The organism is Halomonas sp. GFAJ-1 (assembly GCF_000236625.2).
Classification (GTDB): domain Bacteria; phylum Pseudomonadota; class Gammaproteobacteria; order Pseudomonadales; family Halomonadaceae; genus Vreelandella.
Genome location: NZ_AHBC01000020.1, coordinates 1 through 2,076, shown reverse-complemented (window position 1 = coordinate 2,076; position 2,076 = coordinate 1). Strand labels below are relative to the sequence as shown.

The following is a 2,076-nucleotide window of genomic DNA, read 5'->3' as shown; positions in this document are numbered from 1 at the left end:
TCAAGAGATTACACATGAAGATGAATGGTGTGCAGAAGCATACATTGAAACTGACTATGAAAATGTCCATGAATTGGATTTTGAGGAAACAATAAAAAGCTATCTCGAATTCAAACACCCTGAAGAGGAGCCAGAAACCAAAAAGGTGAAAACTTCAGATTGGAAGGAGTTTACGTACGATGAATTATTTGAGATTAAACGCGGCTTAAGGGTTGTAAATAGAGATCTAGAGTCAGGCGAAACGCCGTTAATTCGCTGCATTAAGGACAATAACGGAGTAGTTGATTATGTAAATCTACAACCTTTATTTGAAGGTAATAAGATTTCTGTAAATTATAATGGCAGCGTTGGTGAAGCTTTTTATCAACCAGAGCCTTTCTTTCCAACTGATGACGTTTTGGTCTTAAGTCCGCGGGAAGAAATGTTCGAGTATTTTAATGAAAAAATTGGCCTATACCTATGCACGGTAATTAAACTCGAGAGATTTAGATTTCATTATAGCAGAAAGTGGAATATGGAACGAATGAGAAAAACTGTAATGAAACTTCCCTCAAAGAATGGTGATTTAGACTTACAGAAGATCGAAGACCTTATGAGTGGGTTTCGTTTCGGAGATCAACTAGAGAATGCCTAACAAGGCGCTGCACCCGGATAAATTTTCCGCTGCGCTCCAAATTTACCGGTGAGCGCGGCGTTAAATCAGTAGTGGTACCGGAGCTGGGCCAGGAGTAATGCGTCATCCGTAACCTTGTAGACCATGCGGTGCTCGTCGTTAATTCGGCGAGACCAGTAGCCAGCGAAACTGTGTTTGAGGGGTTCCGGTTTGCCGATGCCTTCGAACGGTTCTCGTTTCGTTTCCTTGATTAGTTTATTGATTCGATTCATGATCTTTTTGTCGGTTTTTTGCCAGTATAGATAATCTTCCCAGGCGTTTTCGGAGAAGATGAGCTTCATTCAAGAAGTTCCCGTTCTTGGCCGCCGCCTTGCTCCAACTCGGTAACGGATTCCAACAAACGACGGGCGTTCTTTGGTGCGCGCAGGAGATATGAAGTCTCTTGCAACGCTTCATAATCGTCAAGGGAGATCATTACCACGGACTGCGACTTGCTCCGGGTGATGATCACTGGAGAATGGTCTTCACAGACCTGCTCCATAGTTTTTGCTAGATTGGTTCTAGCGGCTGTGTAGCTGATGGCATCCATAACGGATCTCCTGTACAAGATAATGATCATGTACAGAATACCGTACTTTGAAAGATTTAACAATCGGCTGCACAGCAACCGATTTTTCCGCCGCTCTGCGGCTTCAAACCGGCGCGTGAGCCGGGTGTTAGCAAAAAGGGAGGAAATGAGAAGGATGGTCGCGACCAAAGAGCAATATCAAAATGCACTTCTCAAAATCCGTGATAAAGGGAAATTGCGCAACACGAAATACCTGGAAATGCTTCGTGCTCAGTACGCTAGCCCAAACCACACTATTACGGCCACAAAAATTGCAGAGGCCGTCGGTTATGAGAACTACAACGCAGCCAATTTGCAGTACGGGACGCTTGGGCATGAAATTGCGGACATACTCGGTTATGTGCCACCCAAAAGAGACAATGGTGAACCAATGTGGTTCTGGACGCTTTCATTCGGCAATGATGCATCGGATAAAACATTGGATGGGCACTACGAATTCGTTATGCGCCCCCAACTGGTAGCAGCGCTTGAAGGCATGAGGTGGGTCAAGTAATTGCTAACAAGGCCATCAAGCATCGCCGCCCGCGGGGGGGGGCTGGACCTCAAAAACCTGGCGGTTTTTTCGGCCGCTTATGGCTGGCGTTATGTGTGTTTAGCGGCAGGTTAAAAATAAGAGGTGAAGTTTGACTAATTACGAAAGAAAGAGCTTGCTGGAGGCTTACTCAGAGTATGTAAACGGACGGTTTAGTGAGCTAACTGGGTTCGTCGTTTTAGTGGTTGGTTTTTGCTTGGGTACTCTATCAGCGGAAAAGATACAKMCATTTTATAATCTAATCATAATGGTAGTCGTGTTCAGCACCTTCCTTTTCTTAATGTTAAAGGAAAGGAATGCACC

The 2,076-nt window shown here is 44.7% G+C and carries 4 protein-coding genes; 2 read left to right on the top strand and 2 right to left on the bottom strand.

The features are described from left to right. A partial coding sequence (locus tag MOY_RS05135; protein ID WP_009097238.1) for a restriction endonuclease subunit S occupies positions 1–634 on the top strand: 634 nt, incomplete at its 5' end. A gap of 65 nt (positions 635–699) precedes the next feature. Here the strand turns inward: MOY_RS05135 and MOY_RS05130 are convergent. Both MOY_RS05130 and MOY_RS05125 read right to left on the bottom strand, forming a co-directional pair. Then, entirely contained in the window at positions 700–954 is a 255-nt protein-coding gene (locus tag MOY_RS05130; RefSeq protein ID WP_009097236.1) for a Txe/YoeB family addiction module toxin, read from the bottom strand. Then, positions 951–1,202 (bottom strand): type II toxin-antitoxin system Phd/YefM family antitoxin, encoded by a 252-nt coding sequence (locus MOY_RS05125; protein ID WP_009097234.1) that lies wholly within the window; start codon positions 1,200–1,202, stop codon positions 951–953. Before MOY_RS05125 ends, MOY_RS05130 begins: the two co-directional genes overlap by 4 nt. A gap of 28 nt (positions 1,203–1,230) precedes the next feature. On the opposite strand from MOY_RS05125, the gene MOY_RS05120 reads away from it, so the two are divergent. Next, positions 1,231–1,734 carry a hypothetical protein gene (locus MOY_RS05120; RefSeq protein ID WP_202813482.1) on the top strand — a complete coding sequence of 168 codons (504 nt, stop codon included), beginning with the start codon at positions 1,231–1,233 and terminating at the stop codon, positions 1,732–1,734. Positions 1,735–2,076 lie beyond the last annotated feature (342 nt).

Bases quoted from the DNA above. Each gene is read 5' to 3' on its own strand.
- MOY_RS05130 (WP_009097236.1), bottom strand. From the start codon at position 954: ATGAAGCTCATCTTCTCCGAAAACGCCTGGGAAGATTATCTATACTGG.
- MOY_RS05125 (WP_009097234.1), bottom strand. From the start codon at position 1,202: ATGGATGCCATCAGCTACACAGCCGCTAGAACCAATCTAGCAAAAACT.
- MOY_RS05120 (WP_202813482.1), top strand. From the start codon at position 1,231: ATGTACAGAATACCGTACTTTGAAAGATTTAACAATCGGCTGCACAGC.